Source organism: Bhargavaea massiliensis (genome assembly GCF_018390575.1).
Taxonomy (GTDB): Bacteria; Bacillota; Bacilli; order Bacillales_A; family Planococcaceae; genus Bhargavaea; species Bhargavaea massiliensis.
Genome location: NZ_JAHBCJ010000007.1, coordinates 51441 through 69806, shown reverse-complemented (window position 1 = coordinate 69806; position 18366 = coordinate 51441). Strand labels below are relative to the sequence as shown.

At 54.9% G+C, this 18366-nt stretch carries 17 protein-coding genes and 3 riboswitches; of the genes, 12 read left to right on the top strand and 5 right to left on the bottom strand.

The window, feature by feature from the left end; all coding sequences use genetic code 11:
• Positions 1-141: 141 nt before the first annotated feature.
• Together KHA84_RS11515 and KHA84_RS11510 are read right to left on the bottom strand one after the other, a co-directional pair.
• On the bottom strand, positions 142-321 hold the full coding sequence (locus KHA84_RS11515; protein ID WP_213423666.1) for a hypothetical protein: 180 nt from the start codon (positions 319-321) through the stop codon (positions 142-144).
• 117 nt (positions 322-438) lie between these two features.
• A complete protein-coding gene (locus tag KHA84_RS11510) occupies positions 439-1005 on the bottom strand; it encodes an NADPH-dependent FMN reductase (RefSeq protein ID WP_213423665.1) in 567 nt (188 codons plus the stop codon).
• A 197-nt stretch (positions 1006-1202) separates the two neighbouring features.
• Positions 1203-1309: riboswitch (SAM riboswitch) on the top strand.
• A 90-nt stretch (positions 1310-1399) separates the two neighbouring features.
• Between KHA84_RS11510 and KHA84_RS11505 the strand changes: the two genes are divergently transcribed.
• From KHA84_RS11505 to KHA84_RS11460, 10 genes are all read left to right on the top strand, one after another.
• A complete protein-coding gene (locus tag KHA84_RS11505; RefSeq protein ID WP_213423664.1) occupies positions 1400-2527 on the top strand; it encodes a methionine biosynthesis PLP-dependent protein in 1128 nt (375 codons plus the stop codon).
• Positions 2528-2559: 32 nt separating this feature from the next.
• The gene (locus tag KHA84_RS11500; protein WP_213423663.1) at positions 2560-3693 is read left to right on the top strand and encodes a 5-methyltetrahydropteroyltriglutamate--homocysteine S-methyltransferase; all 1134 of its coding nucleotides are present in this window, start codon (positions 2560-2562) and stop codon (positions 3691-3693) included.
• Positions 3694-3744: 51 nt separating this feature from the next.
• Positions 3745-4884, top strand: a complete 1140-nt coding sequence (locus KHA84_RS11495; protein WP_213423662.1) for a 5-methyltetrahydropteroyltriglutamate--homocysteine S-methyltransferase — start codon at positions 3745-3747, stop codon at positions 4882-4884.
• Between the two features lie 36 nt (positions 4885-4920).
• A riboswitch (SAM riboswitch) is annotated at positions 4921-5032 on the top strand.
• Between the two features lie 79 nt (positions 5033-5111).
• The gene (locus KHA84_RS11490; protein ID WP_213423661.1) at positions 5112-6566 is read left to right on the top strand and encodes an MFS transporter; all 1455 of its coding nucleotides are present in this window, start codon (positions 5112-5114) and stop codon (positions 6564-6566) included.
• 80 nt (positions 6567-6646) lie between these two features.
• Positions 6647-6751, top strand: a riboswitch (SAM riboswitch).
• A gap of 165 nt (positions 6752-6916) precedes the next feature.
• A complete protein-coding gene (locus KHA84_RS11485; protein ID WP_213423660.1) occupies positions 6917-8092 on the top strand; it encodes an acyl-CoA dehydrogenase family protein in 1176 nt (391 codons plus the stop codon).
• A gap of 67 nt (positions 8093-8159) precedes the next feature.
• On the top strand, positions 8160-9011 hold the full coding sequence (locus KHA84_RS11480) for a transporter substrate-binding domain-containing protein (protein ID WP_213423659.1): 852 nt from the start codon (positions 8160-8162) through the stop codon (positions 9009-9011).
• Positions 9012-9045: 34 nt separating this feature from the next.
• The gene (locus KHA84_RS11475; protein WP_213423658.1) at positions 9046-9753 is read left to right on the top strand and encodes an amino acid ABC transporter permease; all 708 of its coding nucleotides are present in this window, start codon (positions 9046-9048) and stop codon (positions 9751-9753) included.
• A gap of 12 nt (positions 9754-9765) precedes the next feature.
• Entirely contained in the window at positions 9766-10479 is a 714-nt protein-coding gene (locus KHA84_RS11470; RefSeq protein WP_336511144.1) for an amino acid ABC transporter permease, read from the top strand.
• Positions 10480-10496: 17 nt separating this feature from the next.
• Positions 10497-11252, top strand: coding sequence for an amino acid ABC transporter ATP-binding protein (locus tag KHA84_RS11465; RefSeq protein ID WP_213423657.1), 756 nt, complete (start codon positions 10497-10499; stop codon positions 11250-11252).
• 248 nt (positions 11253-11500) lie between these two features.
• Positions 11501-13564, top strand: a complete 2064-nt coding sequence (locus KHA84_RS11460; protein WP_213423656.1) for a catalase — start codon at positions 11501-11503, stop codon at positions 13562-13564.
• A gap of 36 nt (positions 13565-13600) precedes the next feature.
• Here the strand turns inward: KHA84_RS11460 and KHA84_RS11455 are convergent, their stop codons facing one another.
• Positions 13601-14113 carry a DinB family protein gene (locus KHA84_RS11455; protein ID WP_213423655.1) on the bottom strand — a complete coding sequence of 171 codons (513 nt, stop codon included), beginning with the start codon at positions 14111-14113 and terminating at the stop codon, positions 13601-13603.
• Positions 14114-14244: 131 nt separating this feature from the next.
• Between KHA84_RS11455 and KHA84_RS11450 the strand changes: the two genes are divergently transcribed.
• Positions 14245-14496: a hypothetical protein gene (locus tag KHA84_RS11450; protein ID WP_213423654.1), complete on the top strand. Its 252-nt coding sequence runs from the start codon at positions 14245-14247 to the stop codon at positions 14494-14496.
• A 137-nt stretch (positions 14497-14633) separates the two neighbouring features.
• On the top strand, positions 14634-15698 hold the full coding sequence (locus KHA84_RS11445; RefSeq protein WP_236823260.1) for a S1C family serine protease: 1065 nt from the start codon (positions 14634-14636) through the stop codon (positions 15696-15698).
• A gap of 54 nt (positions 15699-15752) precedes the next feature.
• Here the strand turns inward: KHA84_RS11445 and KHA84_RS11440 are convergent, their stop codons facing one another.
• Both KHA84_RS11440 and norA read right to left on the bottom strand, forming a co-directional pair.
• Positions 15753-17006 (bottom strand): dicarboxylate/amino acid:cation symporter, encoded by a 1254-nt coding sequence (locus KHA84_RS11440; RefSeq protein ID WP_213423653.1) that lies wholly within the window; start codon positions 17004-17006, stop codon positions 15753-15755.
• Positions 17007-17123: 117 nt separating this feature from the next.
• Positions 17124-18296 carry a multidrug efflux MFS transporter NorA gene (norA, locus tag KHA84_RS11435; protein ID WP_213423652.1) on the bottom strand — a complete coding sequence of 391 codons (1173 nt, stop codon included), beginning with the start codon at positions 18294-18296 and terminating at the stop codon, positions 17124-17126.
• Between the last annotated feature and the right edge of the window lie 70 nt (positions 18297-18366).

The window sequence follows — 18366 nt, the reverse complement described above, 5'->3', positions numbered from 1 at the left end:
TCGGAAAGCAAGCACCAGCTCGGGCGAATCTATCGGTGCCTTCCGATGATTTCGCCCGTTTTGCGCACATAAAAAGCCGCACGGTGTCAATCGCCGTGCGGCCCATGGGAGTTTACCCCCTATTTCGGGAACCGGAATGGGTTATTCCCCACCCTTGTCCCGCTTTATGCTTTGTTCTGCCTGTTCAACCTGTCCTTCCGGGCTCTGATCGGGCTCGAGGTCCGGCATCTGCTTGTCCGGCATGCCGGTAAAGTCATTTTTGCCGTCCGGTCCGAGCGCCTGGTCTTCCGCCTTGCCCGCACGGTCTTTCTTATCGTTCATGGCAATCGCTCCTTCCATTGATCTCTCAACCATAGTTTACCCGCAAGTGCCCGGAAGCAATCAGCCATGGACCCCTAATGAAAAAGCCCACCCGGCAAAGCCGGATGGACGATATGGTCAGTTAGCAGCCGCAGCCGCTTTTTCCTTCTCGTAAAACTTGATGAAGTTGTCAACGACAATATCGAGGAACGCGACAGTCCCTTCGTCGGTCAGGTTGCCCGCTTCATCCAGCTTTTCATGGACAGCCCCGATATAGACTTCGTTTTGCGGCAAAATCGCGGGAGCGAGGTTCGGGTTCGACAGGATTTCGCGCAGATGCTGCTGGGCACGGACGGATCCGAGCACGCCCATCGACGCGCCGATGATGAATGTCGGCTTATTGTTCAGCACGAGTTCGCCCCGGCTCATCCAGTCGATCGCATTTTTCAGCTGGCCCGGGATGGAGAAGTTGTATTCCGGCACGGCAAAAAGCACCGCATCCGAATCAGCCACGTCTTTCTTGAAGTCGATAACGTCTTCAGACGGATTGTTTTCGTTATCGATCGAAAACGGCTCAAGGGCATTGATGAAGATCGGCATGATCTCCAGGCGGTCCGCATATCGTTTGCGCATGGCTTCGACGACTTTCAGGTTATATGAAGTGGAGCTGGTGCTCCCGATGATTGCTTTCACTTTAATCGGCATATGATCAGACACTCCTTCGGCAATTGTGTATTCATGTCGTAAGTTATCATATACGAAATGTCCGGATCTATCCGCAAAACTGCTCGCCCGGAAAAGGAATCGCTTACATTTTTCATTTTCAAAAAAAGGCTTGCCGCCCGCCTGAAAGGGTGCTAAAGTGAGAGCAATCACTTTTTTCAAACAATTGAATCAGGCAATTCTTATCAAGAGAGACGGAGGGACTGGCCCTATGATGTCTCAGCAACCAGCCGCAAGGCAAAGGTGCTACTTCCAGCGGATCCTGCAAGGTTCCGGAAGATAAGAAGATCATCTGTTCACCCGCAGAGTCCTCTTCTTATTCGGAGGGCTCTTTTTTATACCCTCCCGACCCAACCATTGAAAGGATGACGAATCCATGACTACGAAAAAGACAGCCACTCTCTTGGCACAACTCGGCAACCGGAAAGACCCGCGGACCGGTGCGGTGAATCCTCCGCTCCATCTGTCCACTGCCTACGAGCATCCCGGGCTCGGGCAATCAACCGGCTATGACTATTCACGCACGAAGAATCCGACCCGCTCCCTCCTTGAGGAAGGGTTTGCGGAGCTGGAAGAGGGCGACGCAGCGTTTGCCTGCAGTTCCGGCATGGCGGCAATCGGGCTCGTGCTGTCCCTTTTCCGTCCGGGAGACGGCATCCTGGCTCCCGAGGACCTGTACGGCGGAACGTACCGGCTGTTGGAACATTACCGGAAGCAGTACGGGGTTCCGGTCGATTACCTGACGTTCCGCAATCCCGATGAAGTGGAACGGGCGATCACCGGCACGACAAAAGCGCTTTTCATCGAATCCCCCACGAACCCGCTTTTGCAGGAGATCGACATCGAAGCCTATGCAGGGATCGCGAAAAAGCACGGCCTCCTGCTGATCGTCGACAACACATTCTACACGCCGATCCTCCAAAAGCCGATCGCCCTGGGCGCGGATATCGTCGTCCACAGCGCGACCAAATACATCGGCGGCCACAATGATGTGCTGGCCGGGCTTGTCGTGGCAAAAGGCGAAGCCCTTTGCGAACAGCTTGCTGCCCAGCACAACGCGGAAGGGGCGGTTCTCTCCCCGTTCGACTCATGGCTCGTCATCCGGGGGCTGAAGACACTCCCGCTCCGCATGAAGCAACATGAAGCCAATGCCAAAGAGATCGCCGCCTACCTGGAAACGGAGCCGGCAGTGACCGAGGTCCTTTATCCCGGCCGGGGCGGGATGCTGTCGTTCAGGACGGCGGATTCCGCCATCGTCGCACCGCTTCTTGAAGAACTCCGCCTGATCGCGTTTGCGGAAAGCCTCGGCGGCGTCGAAAGTTTTATCACCTACCCTTCCACGCAGACCCACGCGGACATCCCGCTTGAAGAACGCACGAGACGCGGCATCGACAGCACGCTTCTTCGGCTGTCCGTCGGCATTGAGGACGCAGAGGATCTCATCGATGACCTGAAGCAGGCCTTCCAGGTCGCCTTGGCCAAAGCCGGACAGCCATCTGTTTGAGTCGAAAAAATCAAACGAAAAGAGGAATCATGATGACCGCCAATCTTCCGGAAACAAAATCTGTCCGTACACCTTTCAAAGCCGACCATGTCGGCAGCTTCCTCCGCCCCGAACGCCTGAAAAAAGCACGTGAGCAGTTTAAAGAAGACTTGATCCCCCGTGAGGAACTGACCCGTGTGGAAGATGAAGAAATTACAAAGCTCGTCAGTGCACAACTTGAAAACGGGCTCACCGCTGTCACGGACGGGGAATTCCGCCGGACCTGGTGGCATATGGACTTCCTTCTTGGCCTGGACGGCATCGAGTACACTGAAACTGGCGAAGGCATCCCGTTCAACGGGGTCAAAACAAAAGCCCACGGCTATAAGGTGACCGGCAAGATCGGCTATTCCGGAAACCATCCATTCCTGGACCACTTCCGCAAGCTCCAGGAAATCGCAGGCGAAGGGGTCAAAGTGAAATATACGATCCCGAGCCCAAACATGCTCTTTTTCCATAGCGGAATCGAAACCGACCTTTATCAGAACGGCGAAGACTTCTATAAAGACCTTATTCCGGCTTACCGCGCATTCATCAAAGACTTGTATGATGCCGGATGCCGCTACCTTCAGCTGGATGACACGGCATGGTCGCTGTTCTTCTCCGAAGAAAGCCGCGCGCTTGCACGCGTCTTCGGTTCCGACCCGGATCAGCTTGTCCACAAGTTTGCAGAGGCGATCAATGGAGCCATCGATGGCCGGCCGGATGACCTGCTGGTGACGATGCACATTTGCCGAGGCAATTTCCGCTCTTCCTATGCTTCAAGCGGAAGCTACGAAGGTGCCTCAGAGGTCATCTTCAGCAAACTGAACGTCGACGCCCTGTTCCTCGAGTTCGATGACGAGCGCTCCGGAGGTTTTGAACCACTCCGCTTCGTCAACCGTCCGGACCTGACCATCGTACTCGGCCTCGTCACTTCGAAGTTTCCTGAGCTTGAAGATGAAGAACAGATCAAGGCAAGAATCCGCGAGGCGGCCACTTATGTGCCGCTCAGTCAGCTCGCACTCAGCCCGCAGTGCGGGTTCGCATCCACTGAGGAAGGAAACATCCTCACCGAGGAAGAGCAATGGGCGAAGGTCCGGCATGTTGCCAAGATCGCCAAGGACGTCTGGGATCCTGAGGCCTGAACATCGCTTCCCTGAATCATAGACTATCACCCACAGAAAGAAGGAATCATAATGACAACATCCATCAACGAACAGAAAAAAACCCGTGCACCATTTCGCGCCGACCATGTCGGGAGCTTCCTCCGCCCCGCTGCTCTGAAGGAAGCCCGCGCAAAGTTCCAGCAGGGAGAGATTACCCGAGACGAGCTGACACGTGTCGAAGACGAAGAGATCCGCCGGCTCGTCGAAGCCCAGAAAGCGAACGGCCTCCGCGGCGTCACGGACGGGGAATTCCGCCGAAGCTGGTGGCACTTTGACTTTCTTGCGGGGCTCGACGGCATTGAGTTCCGTGAAGGCGAAAACGGCACGCGCAAGTTCACTGGCGTTGAGGTGCGTCCCGTCGGCATCAAAGTCACGGGGAAAATCGGCTACAGCGGCAACCATCCGTTCATCGACCATTTCAAGAAACTGAAAGAAATTGCCGGTGATGATACAACCGTGAAGTTCACAATCCCTAGCCCGAACCTTGTTTTTGGCCGTGCAGTGCTGGAAACGGATTTCTATGATAAGAAAGAAGATTTCTACCGTGACGTGATTCCGGCATACCACGCGCTGATCCGCGACCTGTACGATGCCGGATGCCGCTACTTGCAGATCGACGACACAGCCTGGACGTCTTTCTTCACGGAAGAAGAACGCGACCGGCTGAGGGCGGAAGGTTCCGACCCTGATCAGCTGATTCATCAGTTCGCCGATGCCATTAACGGGGCCATCGCGGATCGCCCGGACGACCTGCTGGTCACGATGCACATCTGCCGAGGCAACTTCCGTTCGACGTTCTTCACAAGCGGAAGCTACGAGGATGCGGGCAAGATCATCTTTGGAGGCCTGGATGTGGACGGCCTGTTCCTCGAGTTTGACGATGAGCGTTCCGGAGGATTCGAACCGCTTCGCCATGTCAATCGCCCGGACCTCACCGTTGTTCTCGGACTGGTCACGTCCAAGCATCCGGAACTGGAAGATGAAGAAGCCATCAAGGCCCGCATCCGGGAAGCGTCCGAGTATCTGCCGCTTGAGCAGCTCGCCCTCAGCCCCCAGTGCGGATTCGCATCGACGGAAGAAGGCAATAACCTGACGGAAGACGAACAATGGGCGAAGATCCGCCACGTCGTGAAAATCGCAGAAGATATCTGGGGCAAAGACACCAACTGATCGTTTGCTGAACAGAGGCACCGCCAATAGATGACACTCTTATGAAGAGCGGCTGAGGGACCGGCCCGTTGAAGCCCGGCAACCGCGCGGAGAAACCACTCCGGCAAGGTGCCAATTCCGGAGGCGTGATTTCGCCTGAACATGAGAGCGATGGGAATGAGGAGCCCCGCGCTTTGCGGGGCTTTTGCCATTTGCTCCAACCCAATTAAACGGACGGAGTGACCGACATGATCAAATCTGGAAACTGGAAGCAGTACCATACCATCTGGACCATGCTGTTTCTCGGATGGTTCGTTTCATATATCGACCGGACGGCCACCGGCCCGCTCATCACCTACATGATCGAGCATGAGGTCGCCTTTTTTGCCGGCGTGGACAATCCCCATGCGATCGGCGGCCTGATCGGCAGCCTGTTCTTTGCGGGATTCATGCTGATGCAGTTCCCCGGCGGATATCTCGGTGACCGGTTCGGCTACCGCGCCATCATCGTCCTGAGTATTTTCTGGGCCGGCATTGCGACGCTCCTCACAGGCATCGCGGGCGGGCTCATCACCTTCATCCTCCTGCGTGTGCTGCTCGGGCTTGGGGAAGGCGTCTTTTATTCCAATGACCGTTCCTACATCTCCTTCCACTCCCCGCCAAACAAAATCGGGCTGGGGATGGGAGTTGCACTTACCGGGGTCTCGGTCGGATTGACCGTTGCGACACTTGGGGTCCCACTGCTGCTCAGCTGGGCGGAACCTCATTTTGGCGAACATGCATGGCGGGTCCCGTTTTTCGTCCTCGGGAGCATCACGCTATTATCAGGAGTACTGATCACAATTTACCTTAAACCGAAGCAGCTTCCCGCCAACCTGGATCCTCAATCACCAGCCATCAAGGCGGAATACCGCAAAGCGCTCCCCCCTCTATTCGGCTATAGCGCTGTTTTCCTGGTAATCGTGATGGGCATTTACCTGCTTGCCACAAAATTCGGGGTCTCCGATGTCGGCATCGCCGTTCTCCTGACTGCACTCTGCCCGATCCTGATTGTGTACGTCTACCGGCGAAGAAAGGAAGAAATCGGACCGATCCTGAAAAACCGGAATCTTCTCCTCATGTACGTGTTCTTTATCCCGGTCATGTGGCACCTTTGGTTCTACGGGTTCTGGGCAGTATCGATTGTCAGGGACTTCGGCAGTAACGCCCTCGTCACCGCTGCGCTGATTGCATCGTTTAACGGACTGGCCGGCATCATCGGTTTCCCGCTTGGGGGCATGATTTCGGACCGGGCAGCATCCCGGCCGAATGGCCGCCGGAATGTGCTTGCGCTTCAGACCGGCATTGTCGCAGTCCTGACATTTGCCTTCGCCGGATATGTGATGGCCGGTTACAGCAACCCGGTTGTCCTATCCCTGCTGCTGTTCACTTCAGGGCTCTTCTTCTTTGCTCTCCAGCCTGTGGCCCACGCGCTTGCATCGGAACATGCACCGGAAGCACAGCGTGGCTCCATGTTCGGCATGCTGAACCTGGTCGCCGAAATCGGCGCAATCCTTTCGCCTGTTGTTTCCGGAGCTCTCCGGGATGCTTCGGGGAACTGGGGCGTCCCGCTTCTGTTGGACGGCACCCTGATGGCAGCCGCCTTCCTGTGTGCCATTGCGGTAACGGCCAAGAGCCGGAAAGCCGTCCCGTCGGCGGCCTGACTGAGCCAAAGCGTTTACTTTACAATACCTATTGACTTTATAGGTAATTTTATATAAAGTGTTTTCGGACAACAATATTTGCCTTATCGAGAGAAGCGGAGGGACTGGCCCGGTGATGCTTCAGCAACCACTGCCAAAGGCAGAAAGGTGCTAACTCCAGACCGGCACGGCCGGAAAGATGAGGGATTCCGTCTTTTTCTAAACCGGTCCCTTCTTCCTGCGGGATGAAGGGCTTTCGTTTTCCATAATTTTCTCCGTCTCGGCGGAGAAAACTTTTTTACACAAAAAACCGACTAAACCACTATATTATAAATAGTTTGGAATTCGGTGATCAGCAGGAGGGCAAAAAGATGGAACTATTCATCAGGACGGAACTGCAGAGAGAATGGGTGGCCAAGTTAAATGCACTTGGCATGGTGTTCGCTGAAGACGCACAGGAACGGGATGAGGCAGGGACTTATCCGGCAGAGCAGATCCGGGCATTGGCCGATTCCGGCTATACGGCGCTTGCCGTACCGGAGGAGTTCGGCGGAGCCGGCGCGGGTGTCCATGACATGGTCCTGTTTCAGGAGACCCTTGCCAAGTACGATGAAAATGTCGCGCTCTCAATCGGCTGGAACCTCGGTGTTCCCGGCGGCATTTTCGAACAGCGCAGCTGGCCGGAAGAAATGCTCCAATTTTTCGCGGGCGAGCTGCTCGGAGGCGCGCTCGTCAACCGGGCCGTGAGCGAAGCGGCCACGGGAAGCCCGTCACGCGGCGGCCGTCCGGGAACCGTCGCGGTCCGGGACGGCGATTCCTACATCGTCAGCGGGCGGAAATCGTTCTCGACCGGTTCCCCTGCCCTGACTTATTTTCTTACATCGGCATGGATCGAGGAAAAAGAACGCATCGGGTTCTTCCTCCTGCATAAAGACCTTGATGGACTTTCTATTGATGAAACGTGGGATGTCGTCTCCATGCGCGGTACCGGAAGCCATGACCTCGTTCTGGACGGCGTTCGGGTCGACGAAGGAGCGCTGGTCGAACTTCCGGTGAAGAATGCCGGCGGACCGAAGTTTGATGGCTGGCTGCTCCACCTTCCTGCCACCTATCTCGGGATTGCGCAGGCAGCCAGGGATTACGCGGTGGAATTTGCCGGAAGCCATGCGCCAAACAGCGTGAAGGGGCCGATCAGCCAGCTGCCGAACGTGCGCCAGCTGATCGGAGAAATCGACCTGGAACTCTCGCAGGCCCGCCATGTGCTGTACAGCGTGGCGGATGCGCATGACGATCCTGCACGCCGGCCGCATCTCGGAAATGAAGTACCGGTTGCCAAAACGGCTGTCACGAATGCCGCCATCTCAATTGTCGACAAAGCGATGCGCGTTGTCGGCGCGAAAAGCCTGCAGCGGACCAATCCGCTCCAGCGTTATTATCGGAACGTCCGGGCAGGTCTTCACAATCCGCCCGCCGATGACATGACCATCCGGTCGCTTGCGGAAGAAGCACTCGGCCACGGGATTAACGAACCTTCTGTCGGCAAATAAACGACCGGCACATGCTGAACAACTTCCGCTCACGGAGCGGCAAAACAAAACCAAGGGGGAAATGAAAATGACGATCGGAAAAGGATTGAAAATGGCATTGTTGGGAACGGCCGCGGCAGTGATGCTGGCGGCGTGCGGGTCAGGAGAAGCAACCGAAGGTGATCAGGATGTCCGCAAAGTGAAGATCGCTTATGACCAGCAGTCAAAGCCGATGTCCTGGCTGGACGAAAACGGTGAGGCGACCGGCTATGACGTGGAAGTGATGAAACTGGTCGATGAGCTGCTGCCGGAATATGAATTTGAATTTGTCGGCACAACAAGCGATGATCTTCTGATCGGCGTTGAGCAGGGCAAGTTCCAGGCCGGCGTGAAAAATGCCTTCTGGACGGAAGAACGAACGAAGAAGTTTACTTATCCGGAAGAGTTTCTCGGCCTGAGCAGCGCAGGACTCGTCCTCCGGAAAGAAGACGAGAACATCAAGTCCTTGGAAGACTTTGCGTCAGCCGGCTACTCGCTTGCTCCGATTGCAGCGAACAACGCCCAGTACACGGTCATCGAAGAATACAACACAGCAAACCCGGATAATCCTGTAAAACTTGAAGCGGGCGATTCCTTCACGGTCGACGTGGTCCAGTGGGTCAATGAAGGCCGTGTAGACGGAGGCGTCATGATCGAAGGACCGTTTGAAAAGCAGGTCACTGCAGAAGACGGCCCTTATCACCATCTGAAAGACGAAGTCGTTTACAACGAATTCGCAGTCATCAAGACATGGCCGCTCTTTAATAAAAATGAGCAGGAACTGGCGGCTGCCTATGATGAAGCCATCAAAAAGCTTGCGGACGAGAAAAAACGCGAGGAACTCAGTGAGAAGTTTTACGGCCGCAACCTGTTCGAAGTGCTTGAAGAGGTCGAGCGCTGAGCGGTCACGCAACCTTTGAATATGGAGTGGGATGATGGAAAAGTATTTTGATGCCTCTTATATCTGGAGCTCGATTCCCGCGCTCCTGCCCTTTCTCAAAGTGACCTTTCTGGTCGCCGGTCTCTCGGTTTTGTTCGGCACGCTTCTGGGACTGCTGCTTGCATCGATGAAGCTCGGAAGGAACCGGCCGGCAAAAGCCTTCGCGGAAGGATACACGACAATCATGCGCTGTACGCCATCGATTGTCCTCCTGTTTCTTGTCTATTACGGCGTACCGTTTCTTGCCGGACAGTTCGGACTGTATCTGCAAGATCTGCACACTGCCGTATTCGTCGTAATCACGTTCACATTACAGTTTGCGGCAATCATGTCGGAAGTGATCCGCTCGGCTTACCTCTCTGTCGGGAGGGGACAGTTCGAGGCGGCAGTCAGCGTAGGCCTCACACCGATGCAGGCCTACCGGCGGATCATGTTTCCGCAAGCCTTTGTCGTCGCCCTGCCGAATTTCGCGAACGGCCTGCTCGCCCTCCTGCAGGAAGGTGCGCTCGCTTATACGATCGGCCTGATCGATATTGTCGGCAAGGCCAACCTGATCATCGCATCCAACTACAATGCCCATGCACTTGAGGTTTTTATCGCCCTTGCTCTCATCTACTGGGGGCTGTCCATCTTCATCGAGCAATTTTTCGGCCTGCTTGAGCGATTGTTCAGCAAAGGCAAACGTTCCATCAAGACTACGTAAGGAGGAGCACCCGTGCAGCAAGGACTTAATATCCCATTCATGATTGACACGTTCTTTGTCGCTTTGTCCGGTGTGCCCGTCACACTTTTCGTGACGGCCGTGGCGCTCCTCACCGCCATACCGGCGGGCTTTCTTCTCGCCCTTTCGCGGGTTAATGAGATCCCCGTCATCCGACAGATCACCAAGGTCTATGTGTCCTTTGTCAGGGGCACGCCGATCATCGTCCAGATTTTCATCACGTATGCGAGCGTGCCGCTGCTCCTGACGGCCCTTTTTGAGAGGTATGACATTCAGGCGAATGTCTATGACATCCACCCGATCTGGTACGCGTTTATCGTCTTCTCCTTCAGCACGACGGCGGTTTTATCGGAAGTGTTCCGCTCCTCGCTCGGTACGGTCGACCGGGGACAGCTGGAAGCCGCCCAGTCTGTAGGACTGACTTCGTTCCAGGCATTCCGCCGGATCATCATCCCTCAGGCGCTCGTTTCGGCGCTGCCGAACCTCGCCACAGCGACTGTCAACCTGATCAAGGCGACTTCCCTCGGGTATGCGATGAGCCTGCAGGAGATTACATTAAAAGCCAAAGTCGCGGCAAACGCCGGTTATAACTATATTGAGGCATACATCGATATTTTCCTGGTCTATCTGATTTTGTGCAGCATCGTTGAATTCGCATTTAAGTGGTATGAACGGCGGGCTTCCCGCTATAAAGTGCAGCATGCCTGACGAAAGGAGTTTCGCTCATGCTTGAAATTACCGGTATCCATAAATCATTCGGGCCCCTGGAGATCCTGAAGGGGGTGGATCTCGAGGTCGGTAAAGGTGATGTCGTCGTCATTTTGGGGCCCAGCGGATCCGGGAAGACGACATTGCTGCGGTGCATCAACTTCCTGGAGCGGGCGGATGCAGGCACAGCCAGGATCGGCGGCATGCAGGTAGACCTCCGCTCAGCCTCAAAAAAAGAAGTCCATTCGGTCCGGCAGAAAACGGCGTTCGTCTTCCAGAACTATAATCTGTTCAACAATAAAACAGCGATCGAAAACGTGGCGGAAGGCCTCATCACCGGACGCAGAATCCCAAAAAAGAAAGCCCAGGAAACAGCCAGGCAGGCACTGAATAAAGTCGGGCTATCCGACAAATATGACGCCTACCCTTCCCAGCTTTCCGGCGGCCAGCAGCAGCGCGTCGGCATTGCCCGCGCAGTGGCGCTGAATCCGGAAATCATCCTGTTCGACGAACCGACTTCCGCGCTCGACCCGGAACTGGTCGGCGAAGTACTCGGCGTCATGCGCCAGATCGCCGCCGAAGGCACGACGATGCTCGTCGTCACCCATGAGATGCAGTTTGCGCGGGATGTAGCGAACAAAGTGATTTTTATGGACGGCGGAGTCGTCGTGGAATCCGGCACTCCCGATGAAATCTTCGGACGGCCAAAAGAGGAACGGACCAAACAGTTCCTCCGCAGGGTCCTGCCGGAGGAATACAACTACTCGATCTGATCCCATTACTGCACCCTCTCCCTAAAACGGCGGAGAGGGTGTTTTTGTAATCTGCACATGAACGCGCACCTGAGAATGATGATTCGGTCTCCGAGAATGACGATTCGGCTCCTGAGAATGATGATTCCCTCTCCGAGAATGACGATTCGACCCGACTTCCTTGAATGTGGGGAACGGGAAGTCGCCGTAAAACGTTTCAATAATTTCGGCATGTCATACATATCTTTTAACGATGAGGGGGGATTCTTATGGATGATCGTCAAGATGAGCGCAATCGCAGCCAAGAGCAAAACAGCAAAGACAAGCAATTGGAGTTATTCCGAACGGATGACAAAGGCAAGGCACTGACGACCAACCAGGGATTAAAAATGTCAGAAGATGAATTTTCCCTGAAAGCGGGTGCCCGGGGACCGACGCTCATGGAAGACTTCCATTTCCGTGAAAAGCTGACGCACTTTGACCACGAACGGATTCCGGAGCGGGTGGTCCATGCTCGAGGCTTTGCGGCGCATGGAGAGTTTCAGCTCTACAACAACATGAAAAAGTATACAAGCGCGAAATTCCTGCAGGACACTTCCAAGAAGACCCCTGTATTCGTCCGGTTTTCTACGGTAAACGGCTCCCGCGGCTCTGCGGACACTGCCCGCGATGCCAGAGGGTTTGCAACGAAATTTTATACGGAGGAAGGCAACTACGACCTGGTTGCCAATAACATCCCTGTTTTCTTCATCCAGGATGCCATTAAATTCCCCGATGTTGTGCATTCCTTCAAACCCGAACCGGACAACGATATCCCGCAAGCGTCCACAGCGCATGATACATTTTGGGACTTTGTCGCCAATAACCAGGAATCCGCCCATATGATCATGTGGATCATGTCGGACCGGGCCATTCCCAGAAGCTTCCGGATGATGGAAGGTTTCGGGGTCCATGCGTTCCGCTTTGTCAATGATAAGGGAAAAGCCCATTTTGTGAAATTCCATTGGAAGCCTGCACTGGGTACCCATTCTCTCGTTTGGGATGAAGCCCATAAATTGATGGGCATCGATCCCGACTACCACCGCAACGATCTATGGAATGCGATTGAACAAGGGTTCTATCCGGAATATGAACTTGGTGTCCAGATTCTTGCCGAAGAAGATGAATTCAGCCTCGGGTTCGACATCCTGGATCCGACCAAGATCTGGCCGGAAGAAGACATTCCGGTGACCATCATCGGTAAAATGACCCTGAATCGGAATGTGGACAATTTCTTTGCCGAAACAGAGCAGGTGGCGTTTCATGTGGGCAATGTCGTGCCAGGAATCGATTTCACCAATGACCCGCTATTGCAGGGGCGTCTGTTTTCGTACACGGACACTCAGTTAATCCGCCTTGGCGGACCGAACTTCCATGAGATTCCGATCAACCGGCCGGTTGTGCCGTTTCATAACAATCAGCGGGAAGGCTATCACCGCCAGACAATCAATCTCGGGAAAGTGAGTTATCACCGGAATTCCCTGGCCGGCAACACCCCATCGCCTGTTCCCCCGGAGCAAGGCGGTTATGCCACCTATCAGGAAAAAGTGGAAGGCCGTAAAATCCGGGCACGCAGCGAAAGTTTCGGAGATCACTTTTCACAGGCGACGCTTTTCTGGAACAGCATGACCAATCATGAAAAAGCGCATATCATCGAAGCGTTCAGCTTCGAGCTCGGAAAAGTCAAAAGCCAGTCGGTCAAACAGCAGGTGGTCGATATGTTTGCAAATGTGAGCGTGGAATTGGCAACCGCGTTTGCAGTTAACATCGGAGCGGCGCCACCTGAAGGGGGCGGTTCGGGTGTCACCAAATCTTCCCCTGCCCTCAGCCAGGAAAACACGCCGAAAACCGCTGAGACCCGTAAAGTCGCCGTTATCCTGACCGCCGGATTCAACGGTCCAGAAGTGAAGTATGTGCTGAAAAGGCTGAGCTCCGAAGGCATTATGCCCGAGATCATCAGTGAAACGATCGGGACTGTACAGGGCACGAACGGCGTAACGGTAAAAGCGCAGCACACCTTCCTGACTGCGAAATCGGTGTTATTCGATGCGGTCTACATGATCAGGGGGAGCCGCCAGAATAAAAAGTTCAACAAAGATGCCGCCTATTTTATCGACGAGGCCTTTTCACACTATAAGCCGATTGGCGCCACCGGCGAAGGAATCAGTTGGCTGACAGTCAACCATCTCGATGGCAAGCCCGGCGTCATTGCCGGAACAGATATCGCGGAATTTACCGAAGAATTCGTGGAAGCGATCGCTGCCCACCGGTTTTGGGAAAGAGTGATCGTGTGAATACCTAAATGATGATGGACACCCCGCCCTCTGAATTCAGCTGACGGGGTGTTTTTGTGTGTCTCCGAGAAAGTCATCTATCTGTTTCCGATGATGGTGGTCGTGATCGATAAAGTCCCCGATGATGGTAATGAGCGAGTATGGCCGGCCTGTATGAGGACAATGGGGTTCCCCATTGGATGCTGCTGGTCTTTCCAGCACTTGCTCCGGCAATTCTATCAGACGGGAAACCAGCTGATTACGAATATCCTGTGTCTCGGCAATTATATTTGCAGGCGTTACTTTCTGCGCGTAAGCCGCGGCACTTTCATTGAATGGCCCGAATTCCGGAAACTTCATCCCATCTCCCCTCAGCACTGCCGGAATCACCTGCTCTGACAAATGCTCATCCCATTTTAGAATATGCGCAATGATTTCGTGTGCTGACCATGTCCCTTCCATTATCGGCTGTTTCAAGAGCTGCGGCTCAATAGCTTTGACCCCTTCCAGCCAGTCTGAATACGCACCGAACTTGCGGATGATTCTCTCTGTTTCTCTACCCGTCCCCATCTCGCATCCCCTCTCCCTAAACAGACTCCAATCTCACATAATCTTTCTCCAATACGAGCTGCTTCCCCTTCAATCGCCCCGGTGCCGGAAAAAAACCGGAATAGACTGTGGTTGATAAGGAGGTGAAAATCATGGCAACCTATCCAAATCCAAATTCCTGTTCCAGTTGTAAAGATGTCTGGTGCTTGCTGGCCGGCGTCTTGGCAGGGCTCGTACTGCTCGGGCTGTTCTTCCTTGTGCCTTTCCTTCTGGGATTGGCGGCAATTACAGGGGGCTGGGTGATCCTGCTGATTATCTTGGTGATTCTGGTGGTCCTTCTGGCGCTTGCTATCCTATTAAAAGCGCTGTTTTGCCTCCTCAGAAAACTTAGGATTTTAACCTGATCACCCAGACAGGCGGCTGCTTCCTGCAGCCGTCTTTTTTTAATCACAGGTTGGCAGCCCCTCCCTTCTCTCCGTTCAGCAAACACCCCCACCCTCCTGTATAATGAAGACAACAGAAATTTGAGGGTGTGGATGGATTGGACCGATTGGACGGCCGGCACGGTGAACTGGAGCCGGAAGAAAAGAAAGACGCCCGCCTCTCGGGAAAGGACGATTCCCGGGACAGGGCCTTTGATGAGGAACTGGATGATAAAAGCGATCCATACGAGGAAGACATCTGGGAGCCCGACGACTGGGTCGTATGGGATGCCATCGCGGAAGGCGATGTCCTCGAGGAGGAAGAGGACCCCGGAGAAGATGGTTATTATAATTATGATGATCCTGCTGACCAGCAACTGCCTTTGGCAGACCCGAAAAAACCGGAAGATCCGGAAGACGAAGAGATCCGGCGGCTCGTCCTGGAAGCCCAGCGCGAGGCATTGCTGAAGGAACAGACAGAGGAAGCCCCGCGCCGCGGACCGTCTTTCGGCACGAAGGCGATGATCTGGATCATCGCGCTTACGATGGTCGTCAGCACTTTCGCCTTTGTCCTGGAACTGTTCCCGCTGTCCGCGGTTGACTTCCTGCGCACGTCCTCCCAGCTTTCCCAGCAGGAGACCGTGCAGGCACAGAAGGAATCCGTCGTCTCCGTCGTCACGCCGGACGGCTCCGGGACGGGCTTTATCATTTCCGAAGACGGGACCATCCTGACGAACCATCACGTGATCGAAGGCTACGACCGGGTATCAGTCGTCCTTTCAGACGACCGGCGCTTCATGGCGGATGTGACGGAATCTTATCCGGAATCCGATATGGCCGTGCTGGAAGCAGAAGATGAATCCGGGCTCCCTTCCCTTGAGCTGGCAGACGCCTACCGCCTGCAGGAAGGGGATCCGGTCACCTTTATCGGGAATCCGCTCAGCTTCCGGGGCGTGGCGAACAAAGGCAATGTGATCGGTCCGGTGCAGGTCAGCGGCCTGGATGAGCCGGTCATCATGATGGAGGCGCCTGTCTACCGCGGGAACAGCGGAAGCCCTGTCCTTGATTCGGACGGCCTGGTTGTCGGCATCGTCTTTGCGACGCTCAACCATGAAGAAGAAGGCACTGTCGGTTTGTTCGTTCCTGTGGACGAGCTGTACCGGCAGCGCCAGAATAACGAATGAAAAACCGCAGCGGCCTGGTTAAGAAGGCTACTGCGGTTTTTTCATCGTTCATGATCAGGCTGTTTCTGTTTCGGCCGGAACGCCCTCCGCGTCCGGCTCGCCGAGCACGCCTTCCGACTGGGAGATGACGACCGCGGCGGCGGCGTCTCCAGTGATGTTGACGGCTGTGCGCACCATATCGAGCAGACGGTCGACCCCGAGGACAAGCGCGATTCCTTCAACCGGCAGGCCGACAGACGTCAGGACCATCGCCAGCATAATGAGGCCGGCACCCGGCACCGCTGCCGTCCCGATGCTCGCAAGCACCGCGGTCAGCACAACCGTCAGAAGAGCGCCCATCGACAGGTCAATGCCGTACGCCTGGGCGATAAAGACCACCGCAGCCCCCTGCATGATCGCAGTGCCGTCCATGTTGATCGTGGCTCCGAGCGACTGGGTAAAGGAACTGATTGACTCCGGTACCTTCAGCCGCTCCTGCGCCGTCTTCATGGATACCGGGAGCGTGGCAGCAGAACTTGCCGTACTGAACGCCACAACCTGAGCCGGGAAGAAATTCTTGAAGAACCAGACCGGGCTCCGTTTACCCATCAGGGAAACTGCGCCTCCGTACACGACCAGAGTGTGGATCAGCAGCGCACCAAGGACCACTCCCATGTACATCCCCATCGCCTGGATGGCATCGAAGCCCTGGCTTCCGACCGCGGACGCGATCAGGCCAAATGCCCCGTAAGGCGCAAACTTCATGACAAACGTGATAAGGTACATGATCAGCTCATTGGCTTGTTCAAGCACTTCCGTGACCCGCTCCACTTTTTTGCCGAGCATGGCGATGCCGAAACCGACCAATGCCGAGAAGAAGATCAGCTGGAGCATGTTCCCTTCAGCCATCGCTGCGATCGGGTTGGTCGGGATGATGCCGAGAAGCGTATCCATGACAGGCGGCGCTTCCTGGGCCTCATAGCTGATGCCGGCCGTGTCGAAGTCACCCGCCAATCCAGGTTTCAGGACAAGCGCCAAGGCCAGGGCAATCACGATAGCCACAGCAGTCGTGATCAGGAAAAATCCGAGTGTCTTTCCGCCGATCCGGCCCAGTTTCTTTGGATCACCGATTCCCGCGGTTCCAAGCGCGATTGCGACAAACACGACAGGAACAACGAGCATCTTCATCAGGTTCAGGAAGATGGTACCAAGCGGACCGAACAAGTACGTGTCTACCGGACCAAACACATTCGGAGCGAACAAGTTAAGTGCAAGACCGACGATGACACCGGCAATCAGGGCAATGATGATATTTCGTGCCAGTTTCATATTGATCCCTCCTTGATCCAGTTTATTCTCATTTCACAACATTAATGAAAGCGCTTTCTACAATATTATCTGTAAAGTCCTAAAATGTCAAACTATGTTTATAAAAAACAGGCCCGTTCAAGACGTGCCTGCGGCAAACATTTTCGGTTTCTTCCAGACATAAGACAAGATCACGCCTGCAGCCAGCGTGGCAGTCGCAAAGTAAAACGGATAGTCCAGCTGAATATCAAAGAGGATGCCCCCGATCACCGGGCCGAACACGTTGCCGAGGCTTGTAAACATCGAGTTCATGCCGCCGGCAAAGCCTTGCTCATTCCCTGCCACTTTCGACAGATAGGTTGTGACTGCCGGCCGCACGAGGTCGAAGCCGACAAACACGGTCATCGTCACAAGCAAAATCATGAAGTACGAGCTGACCAGCGTCACACAGTAAACCAGGACCGCCGAGACGATGAGGCACCACCGGATCAGCCGGATTTCGCCGAGCCATTTGTTCAGCCGGTCGAACAGGAAGATCTGCGCGACCGCTCCGACAATGCCGCCGCCCGTGACCATGATGGCAATGTCCTTTGGAGTGAAGCCGTATTTATGGTCGGTATAAAGCGCAAACAGCGACTCGAATGCCGCCAGCCCGAATGACAGGATGAAAATGATGACGAATGCGATGAAAAATACAGGTGCGAATATTTTGCGGATACCGGTCGCACCGGGCACCATCTCTTCCGCTTCCGTCTCCTGCCGGTGAGGCTCTCGGAGCGCGAACAGGGAGAACATCGCTGCTATAAATGCCAGGCCGAATGCGGCGAAGAAGGGGATGCGCGTCCCGATTTCAGCCAGGAATCCTCCGAATCCGGGCCCGACGATGAATCCGGTCGAGATGGCGGCAGACATGTAACCAAGCGCCTTCGGCCGTTCTTCGATCGTCGTGATATCGGCGATAAATGCCGTGACGGCCGGCATGATGAATGCCGCGCTGACTCCTCCAAGCAGCCGGGAAACAAACAAAAGCGAGATGGACTGTGCAAGCCCGAACAGAAGCTCGGACAAGCTGAACAAAATCAGACCGATCACGATCATCCGCTTGCGTCCGTATCTGTCCGTCCATTTCCCTGCGATCGGTGATACGATCAGTTGGGTAAGAGCAAACGCTGCAACAAGGTTGGCGGCGGCCGATCCGCTCAGGCCCAGCTCGTTGATCAGGGCGGGCAGCACCGGAATGACCAGTCCGATGCCCATAAAGGCGATGAACAGGTTGATGAGCACCGTCGTAAGCATGATGTTTTTCTTCATTGAAGTTTTCCCCTTTAAATCCGGTTCTTCCTATCATAGCCGGACATCATAGCGCTCTGCCACTTTGACG

What these genes read in the sequence shown, in the direction of transcription:
- KHA84_RS11515 (WP_213423666.1), bottom strand. Translation starts at nt 321, where the DNA reads ATGAACGATAAGAAAGACCGTGCGGGCAAGGCGGAAGACCAGGCGCTC.
- KHA84_RS11450 (WP_213423654.1), top strand. Translation starts at nt 14,245, where the DNA reads ATGGCAACCTATCCAAATCCAAATTCCTGTTCCAGTTGTAAAGATGTC.
- KHA84_RS11490 (WP_213423661.1), top strand. Translation starts at nt 5,112, where the DNA reads ATGATCAAATCTGGAAACTGGAAGCAGTACCATACCATCTGGACCATG.
- KHA84_RS11460 (WP_213423656.1), top strand. Translation starts at nt 11,501, where the DNA reads ATGGATGATCGTCAAGATGAGCGCAATCGCAGCCAAGAGCAAAACAGC.
- KHA84_RS11495 (WP_213423662.1), top strand. Translation starts at nt 3,745, where the DNA reads ATGACAACATCCATCAACGAACAGAAAAAAACCCGTGCACCATTTCGC.
- KHA84_RS11465 (WP_213423657.1), top strand. Translation starts at nt 10,497, where the DNA reads ATGCTTGAAATTACCGGTATCCATAAATCATTCGGGCCCCTGGAGATC.
- KHA84_RS11455 (WP_213423655.1), bottom strand. Translation starts at nt 14,113, where the DNA reads ATGGGGACGGGTAGAGAAACAGAGAGAATCATCCGCAAGTTCGGTGCG.
- KHA84_RS11440 (WP_213423653.1), bottom strand. Translation starts at nt 17,006, where the DNA reads ATGAAACTGGCACGAAATATCATCATTGCCCTGATTGCCGGTGTCATC.
- KHA84_RS11485 (WP_213423660.1), top strand. Translation starts at nt 6,917, where the DNA reads ATGGAACTATTCATCAGGACGGAACTGCAGAGAGAATGGGTGGCCAAG.
- norA (WP_213423652.1), bottom strand. Translation starts at nt 18,296, where the DNA reads ATGAAGAAAAACATCATGCTTACGACGGTGCTCATCAACCTGTTCATC.
- KHA84_RS11500 (WP_213423663.1), top strand. Translation starts at nt 2,560, where the DNA reads ATGACCGCCAATCTTCCGGAAACAAAATCTGTCCGTACACCTTTCAAA.
- KHA84_RS11505 (WP_213423664.1), top strand. Translation starts at nt 1,400, where the DNA reads ATGACTACGAAAAAGACAGCCACTCTCTTGGCACAACTCGGCAACCGG.
- KHA84_RS11480 (WP_213423659.1), top strand. Translation starts at nt 8,160, where the DNA reads ATGACGATCGGAAAAGGATTGAAAATGGCATTGTTGGGAACGGCCGCG.
- KHA84_RS11475 (WP_213423658.1), top strand. Translation starts at nt 9,046, where the DNA reads ATGGAAAAGTATTTTGATGCCTCTTATATCTGGAGCTCGATTCCCGCG.
- KHA84_RS11510 (WP_213423665.1), bottom strand. Translation starts at nt 1,005, where the DNA reads ATGCCGATTAAAGTGAAAGCAATCATCGGGAGCACCAGCTCCACTTCA.